The organism is Kitasatospora sp. NPDC054768, assembly GCF_053612025.1.
Genome location: NZ_JBSHBN010000092.1, coordinates 30,241 through 37,727 on the forward strand (window position 1 = coordinate 30,241; position 7,487 = coordinate 37,727).

4 protein-coding genes are annotated in these 7,487 nt (G+C 75.0%); 2 read left to right on the plus strand and 2 right to left on the minus strand.

Features of this window, described 5'->3' with window-relative positions:
* Positions 1-23 precede the first annotated feature (23 nt).
* Both ACWGKU_RS25185 and ACWGKU_RS25190 read right to left on the minus strand, forming a co-directional pair.
* Positions 24-1,817, minus strand: a complete 1,794-nt coding sequence (locus ACWGKU_RS25185) for a vWA domain-containing protein (protein WP_452179483.1) — start codon at positions 1,815-1,817, stop codon at positions 24-26.
* A complete protein-coding gene (locus ACWGKU_RS25190; RefSeq protein WP_380553127.1) occupies positions 1,814-2,878 on the minus strand; it encodes an ATP-binding protein in 1,065 nt (354 codons plus the stop codon). Before ACWGKU_RS25190 ends, ACWGKU_RS25185 begins: the two co-directional genes overlap by 4 nt.
* A gap of 253 nt (positions 2,879-3,131) precedes the next feature.
* On the opposite strand from ACWGKU_RS25190, the gene ACWGKU_RS25195 reads away from it, so the two are divergent.
* Positions 3,132-4,934 carry a hydroxysqualene dehydroxylase gene (locus tag ACWGKU_RS25195; protein ID WP_452179482.1) on the plus strand — a complete coding sequence of 601 codons (1,803 nt, stop codon included), beginning with the start codon at positions 3,132-3,134 and terminating at the stop codon, positions 4,932-4,934.
* A gap of 215 nt (positions 4,935-5,149) precedes the next feature.
* On the plus strand, positions 5,150-7,330 hold the full coding sequence (locus ACWGKU_RS25200) for an SdrD B-like domain-containing protein (RefSeq protein WP_452179481.1): 2,181 nt from the start codon (positions 5,150-5,152) through the stop codon (positions 7,328-7,330).
* The last annotated feature ends 157 nt before the right edge of the window (positions 7,331-7,487 follow it).

The following is a 7,487-nucleotide window of genomic DNA, read 5'->3' on the forward strand; positions in this document are numbered from 1 at the left end:
CCCCTCCTCACGGGACGGAACGCCTAGCTCATCCGGAAGACCGGCCCGCGCGGGGTGAACGGGAGTGCGGCGCCGCGCGGGACGAGGAAGGCGTGCTCGCGGCGCAGCCGCAGGACGTCGCACTCGCCGTCGGTGATCACCAGGACGGGTGCCCCGGGCGGGAAGTCCTCGGCCCGTTCCAGCAGGTCGATGCCCGGCTGGAGGACGGTGCCGCCGCGCCCGTGCACCCGCAGGCGCCCGGCGATCTCCTCGACCGGGAGGTACCCGGCGTCGTGCGGGGCGGCGTCGCAGTGCACCACCCTGGCGGCCGGGACGTCCCGGGCGGCGGCGTAGGAGGCGATCGCACCGAGCGCCTTGCCGAGCAGCGCCCGGTCCATCGAGCCCGAGGTGTCCAGGACGACCCCGAAGGTGCAGCGCGGCACCTCCTCCTCGGGGTGGTAGCGGCCGGCCCGGGGGATGTCCGGGGTGGCGGACTGCCGGCGGGCGGGGCGGGAGTAGCTGCGCACCGGTTCCGGGCTCGGCACGAACTCGTCGAACCAGCGGGCCAGTCGGGCGTCCCAGGGCAGTGGGGGGTGGGCGAGTGCGCGGATCTCCTCGACCAGCCCGGCCGGGAGCAGGCCGCGTTCGCGCCGGTGCAGTTCGAGGCCCTGCTGGAGTCCGCGGCGGTAGAAGTCGTCGAGGTCGACGTAGTCCCGGGGCGCTCCCAGCGGTTCGCCGAGGACGTCCGGGCGGTTCTTCCCGGCCAGGGTGGCGAGGCGGCGGATGCGGCGCTGGTCGCGGGCGATCCGGTCGTACACCTCCTCGGCCGACAGGCCGTTCAGCTGCGGGTCGTGCAGCAGCCCGTCGGGCATCTCGCCGACGCCCATCTCCAGCAGCCAGCCGTTGATGACGTAGTCGGCGGCGACGTTGAACAGGAACGGGTCCCGTCCGCCGCGGCGCTCGCCGTGCCGCAGGGCGGCGTGCAGGATCTCGTGGCCGAGGATGAACCGCCACTCCTCGTCGGCGTGGTGGCGCAGCGGGTTGACGTAGATCTCGCCGGCCTCGGCGTTGACGGCGGCGACGGCGATGTCGTGGGCGCGGGCGAGTTCGGCGTCGGCCACGACGGTGAGGCCGGCCGCGATGCCGCCGAGCAGGGGGTAGGAGGAGACGAACCAGTTGAGTGCCCTGTTCCAGGGCCGTTCGGGCAGGCGTTCGCCGGTCTCGGTGTCGATCCGGCCGCCGGCCCGGTCCATCGCGGCGGACATGGTGCGGGTGAGCGCGGCCGCGAAGGCCGTGGGCCAGTCCTCGCGGGCCTGGCCGTGGCCGCGCCACTCGACCAGCAGTTGGTCGCGTTCGGCGGTGCCGGCGGTCCCGGCGGTGTCGGGCGCGGGCAGGCCGTCGCGGCGCCAGCGGTCGGCCAGCTCCTCCTCGTCGCCGCCCGGGTACTCCTGCGGGAGGACGACCGGGGCGCGGCCGACCGGGAAGGTGGCGAGGAAGCGGTTGACCACCGCGCAGCGGGCGGCGGCCTGGTGGGCGTCGGGCTGGGTCCGGGTGCCGCGGGCTCCCGGGAGGTGGCCGAAGCCGAGGTGCAGCAGGCAGTGCGCCAGCACCCAGGCCCATTCCTCGGGTTCGGCCCGGCGGCGCGGGTTGACGTGCAGGGTGCCGTTGGAGTCGGCCACCGCCCAGCCGTTCGGCGGGGCGGTGGTGCAGGTCTCGGTGCGGCAGACGTCGGCGCGCAGGGCGGCGAGGGCCGGGTTGCGGCGGAGCAGTTGGAGGCCCTCGGCGAAGGCCTCGGCGCCCGGGTCCGGCTTCTTCCGGTCGGCCGGGGCGTGCTTCACCGGCGGGCCTCGACCAGGCGGGGCATGTCCCGGGCGGCCTCGATCAGGAACCAGGCGGGCAGCACCGGGTTGCCGTCCGAGCCGTCGGCGATCACCGTCTGGGCGACCTCCACCGAGATCTCGGCCAGCTGCACCAGCAGCGACTTGGCCCGGAAGGCGGTCTGCCGTTGCGCCCCGGAGGCGTGCTCCTTGCGGGCGGGCAGTTCCTTGACCAGCCGGCCGCGGAAGGCGTCGGCCAGGTAGTAGAGCAGGTCGCGGTCCTCCAGCCGGTGCGGCCAGCGGGCGTCGCCCTTGAGGATCGCCTCCAGGCCATAGGAGTTGCGGACGATCTTCGCGTAGCCGCAGAAGGCGACCGCGTGCTGCGCGGTGAGCAGCCCGTGGGCGACGACCTTGAGGGTCGCCTCATCCAGGGTGGGGCCGAAGGAGTGCAGCGCGTCGGAGAGCATGTGCCAGGCGCGCGGGGTGGAGAACGGCTCCTCGGTCTTGGGCGGGGCGGACCACAGGTGGTCGGGCCGGTCGGTGAGGTGGTCGACGATCCAGGGGTGGATGCCGGCGCCGGCCGCCCAGCGCAGCCAGTCCTCGGCGCTGGCCCGCAGATGGACGTGGACCATGCGGTTGACCAGTGCGGATGCCATCGGGCGGGCGAGCGCGCCGTCGGTGGCGCGGTTCCCGGCGCCGATCACGATCGAGCCGGGCGGCAGCTCGTACGAGCCGATCCTGCGGTCCAGGATCAGCGAGTAGAAGGCCTTCTGGACGTCCGGCGAGGCCGCGTTGAGTTCGTCCAGGAACAGGCAGTACGGCTGGTCGCGGGCGATCTGCTCGGGCGGGCAGAACCGGGAGCGGCCCTCGGGGGTGAGCTGCGGGACGCCGATCAGGTCCTCCGGGGCGAGCTGGGTGCCGACCAGGCTCACGCACTCCAGGCCGAGCGACTCGGCGAACGCCCTGACCAGGGAGGACTTTCCGATCCCGGGGGCGCCCCAGAGGAACACCGGGCGGACGGTGGCCAGGCCGAGCAGCAGCTCGGGGATCTGGGCGGGCGAGACGCTGACTGCTCCCTGCACGGGGCTCCTTCGCGACAACGGTGCGTGACCGGCCCAGTGTGCGGGGGGAGTCGGCCGGGCGCACCTGGATTTTCGGCGGGCCGGGCCGTACGGGCCGCGGGCCGTACGGTCCGGGGTGTGGACGCGAGCGCGCGGTGGGTGACCGGTGCCGGGCCCGGTCGTTGCACACCCGGGGTCGCCCCGCCGCTCGGGCGACCAGGAGGGTGGAGGCGTGCGCGTCGTGGGGTCGGGCGAGGGTTCGCGGGAGGGTGCGATGGAAGGGCGGACGAGGCGTCAGTTCCTGGCCGGTGCGGCATCGTTGGGCGGTTCTCTGGCCGTCGGGCCGGTGGCGGGCGCGGCCGCGCTCCCGCGGGGCTCGGGCGCCGGTGCCCGCGGTGGCCCGGGGCGGACCGTGGCGGTCCTCGGCGGCGGGGTCTCCGGGCTGAGCGCGGCGCACGAACTGGCCGAGCGCGGCTACCGGGTGACGGTGTACGAGTACTACGACGCGCTCGGCGGCAAGGCCCGCAGCATGGACGTGCCGGGCAGCGCGGCCGGTGGCCGTCGGGCGCTGCCGGGCGAGCACGGCTTCCGGTTCTTCCCCGGCTTCTACCGCAACCTGCCGGACACCCTGCGCCGCATCCCGTGCGCCGGCAACCCCGGTGGCGTCCACGACAACCTGCGCGACGCCACCCAGGCGCTGCTGGCCTTCGACGCCCCGCGCCCGGGACTGCTCCTCCCGTTCCGGTCCCTCACCCGCCCGCTCGACCTGGGCGACCTCGCCCCGGACGCCCTGCGGCGGACCCTGGCCGGCGCGCTGGACGAGGTGCTGCACCTGCCCGCCGGCGAGCCGGCCTACTTCGTGGACCGGCTCCTGGTCCACCTGACCAGCTGCGACGTGCGCCGCGAGGAGCAGTGGGAGCGGGTGCCGTGGTGGGACTTCATCAGGGCGGGGCGGATGTCCCACGACTACCAGCGCCTCCTCGGGGTCGGCCTGACCCGGGACCTGGTCGCGACCCGGGCCGAGCGGGCCAGCACCCGTACGGTGGCCCGCACGGTCGTCGAGGCCTTCCTGCTGAACGGGCTGCTCGGGCGCGGCGGTGACGGGCAGCCCGACCGGGTGCTCAACGGCCCCACCAGCGAGGCCTGGATCGACCCGTGGGTGGCCCATCTGGCCTCGCTGGGCGTCGAGTTCCGCACCGGGACCGAGGTCCGGGAGGTGCTGTACGCCGAGGGCCGGATCACCGGGGTCCGGGTGGCGCCGGCCGGCGGCGGCGCCCCCGGGACGGTGCGGGCCGACTACTACCTCAGCGCGCTGCCGGTCGAGCACGCCCGCGCCACCTGGGGCCCGGGGCTGCGCGCCGCCGATCCCCGGCTGGCGCGCTGCGACGCGATCGGCACGGACTGGATGACGGGCATCCAGTTCTACCTGCGCCGCCCGGTGCGGCTGGTGCACGGCCACGCCGTCTGCCTGGACTCCCCGTGGTCGCTCACCGCGGTCGGCCAGGCGCAGTTCTGGGACCGGGACTTCGCGGCCGCGTACGGCGACGGTACGGTGCGCGACTGCCTCTCGGTCTGCGTCTCGGAGTGGGACCGGCCCGGGATCCTGTACGGCCGGACGGCCAAGGAGTGCACCCGCGAGGAGGTGGCCCGCGAGGTCTGGGCGCAGTGCCGGCGGGCCTTCGAGCGGCCGGGCGGCGGGTGGCCGGCGGACGCGGACGTGCGCGGGTGGTTCCTCGACCCGGCCGTCACCGGTCTGGGCGGGCCGGCGCCGGCCAACCGCGAGCAGCTGCTGGTCCACCCGGCCGGAACGCTCTACGACCGGCCCTCCGCCGCGACCGCGGTGGGCAACTTCTTCCTGGCCGGCGACTACGTCCGCACCGACGTCGACCTGGCGACCATGGAGGGCGCCAACGAGTCCGCGCGGCGCGCCGTCAACGCCCTGCTGGACGCGGACGGTTCGAGCGCCGGTCGCTGCCGGGTCTGGGGGCTCTTCCGGCCCCCGGAGCTGGAGCCGCTCAAGCTGGTCGACGAGGCCCGCTACCGCCTCGGTCTGCCGAACACCTTCGACCTCGGGTGACCCGCCGCGCTCCCCCGGCGGCACGACCCCGCCGCCTCGGGTCGCATGCGAACTCATGGAGCGGTATCCGAACTTGATGCGATTTCCGGCCCGTTCCGCGTCACACGCGCCGGTGAACGTGCCCCGAAACGGGGACGTGCACGACCGGTTGCCGCTCTCCTGGGGGCCCTGTCGGGATCGGGCGTCCGCCCGCCGATCATGAGAGTGGGGCCCAGGTGGGGACGAGAGGACGAAGGACGTGGGTCGCGCGGGCCGCGGTGCTCGCCGTCGCGCTGACCGGCAGCGGGCTGCTGACGGCGCCGCCGGCGTTCCCGCAGGGCGCGGACGGGGCGGTGACGGTCCGGGTGGTCCGGGCCGTGGACGCCTCGGGCGCGTGGACGCCCGCGCTGGAGCCTGGGCTGGCGGGTGTGCGGGTGACGCTCACCGGCGGGGACCGGGTCCGTGTCGAGGGCACCACGGCGGCCGACGGGACGGTGACGCTGGCGCCGCCGCCGCGCCGGGACCACGGCGGCACGTACCGGGTGCGGGTGGTGAATCCGAAGCCGGGCGTGCTGTTCCCCGCCTTCGCCTCGCGGCGGGGGCTGGACGGCGCGCCGAACCTGCTGAGCTCCAACGAGGAGTTCGTCGACCTCTCCGACGGCGCGAACGTCTCGTACACCACGGGGCTGTGGAGCCCCGGCGACTACTGCCAGAAGAACGCCCCCCTGGTGACGACCTGCCAGAACACCACGTGGGGAGGCGGTGCGCAGCGCACGCTGGTGTCGTTCCCGTACGGTGCGCGCGGCCAGGACGGCGTGGACGTGAACGTCACGGACATCGCCACCGACGCGCAGACCGGCACCCTGTTCGGCATCGCGTGGAACCGGGCCGACCGGCGGGTGTTCTCCTCGGCGGCGGCCAAGCGCACCACGGGCTACGGCCCGGGCGGCTCCGGCGGGATCTACGTGACCGACCTGGCGCGGAACAGCACCACACTGTTCACCACCGTCCCGGACGCCGGGGGCACCGCGCACGGGCCGGGCGCGGACGACGCGTTCCTGGCGGTGCCGGGCAAGGAGAGCCTCGGCGGGCTCAAGGTGACGGACGACGGCAGGGACCTGTTCGTCGTCAACCTCAACGACCGTCGGCTGTACCGCTACGACGCCACCGCGGCGACCGCGTCGGCGCCGAAGGCCGTCTACCCCGTCCCGGAACCGGGCTGTGCCTCGGCGGCGGACTGGCGCCCCTTCGGTCTGGGCCTGCAGGACGGGACCGGCTACCTCGGCGGCGTCTGCTCGGGCGAGTCGACGGGCGCGGTGTCGGACCTGCGGGCGGTCGTGCTGCCCTTCGACCCGGCCACCGGCCGGTTCGGGCCGGCCGTGCTGGACCAGCCGCTGGACTATCCGCGCCAGTCGACCGTCGGCGCGGGCCCGTGCGACGGCGCGGGCTGGTTCCCGTGGACGGACACCTACCCGACCACGCAGAACGGCCAGGCCTGCTCCGGCTACCGCGCCCAGCCGGAGCCGGAGCTGGGCGAGGTCGGCTTCGAGGCGGACGGCTCGATGCTGCTGGCCTTCCGCGACCGCCTCGCCGACCGGGCGACGGGCCAGGCGGCGGCGGGCGCCGCGGTCGGCGAGGTGCTGTCGGGCGGCGACCTGAACAAGGCCTGCCCGGCGAACGGCACCTACGTGCTGGACACCAACAACGGCTGTGGTCTCTCGCCCCGGGGCACCCGCTTCTTCGACACCAGCCGGATGGGCTTCCACCACAACGCGGCCTACGCCGGAATGGCGCTGTCCAAGGTCGAGACCACCATCGGGACCTCCGGGTTCGACCCCAACGACACGGCCTTCGGCTACGGCACGGCCTTCGTCCAGCGGGCGGACGGCCGTCAGGACCCGAGGGTCGGGCTGCGGCTCAACCCGGCGAACGTCCCCGCGCCGTTCGGCAAGGGCGCCTCGATGGGCGACCTGGAGGTGCTCTGCGACCGGGCTCCGCTCCAGATCGGCAACCGGGTCTGGTACGACCCCGAGCGCAGCGGCCTCCAACTGCCGGGCCAGAAGCCGGTTCCGGGTGCCACCGTCCACCTGTACGACGGGGCGGGCCGGCTGGTCGGCACGACGGGGACGACGGCGCGCGGCGAGTACTACTTCGACGACTCGAACGTGGACGGCGGCCTCCGGCCGCACACCGGGTACACGATCCGGCTGGACAACCCGTCCGACTACGCCGAGGGCGGTCCGCTGTACCGGTGGGTGCCCACCAGGCACGACGTCGGCGAGGACCCCTTCGTCGACTCCAAGGGCGTCGTCCCGCCCGGGGGAAGGTATCCCGAGCGGGCGCTGACCACCGGCGGGCCGGGCGAGAACGACCACACCCTCGACTTCGGCTTCCGGCGCTGCGGGTGCGGCCACTGACGCCGGTCGGGCACGACCGGGACGACCGGGACGGCGGCGGGCGTGGTGCCCGGTGAACCTGTCGGGGGTGGTGGAAACGGCGCGAGGGCCTGTGCTCGCGCGGGATGCGCGGGCGCAGGCCCTCGTGGGTCACTCCGGTGGTCCCTGTCCGGCCCCC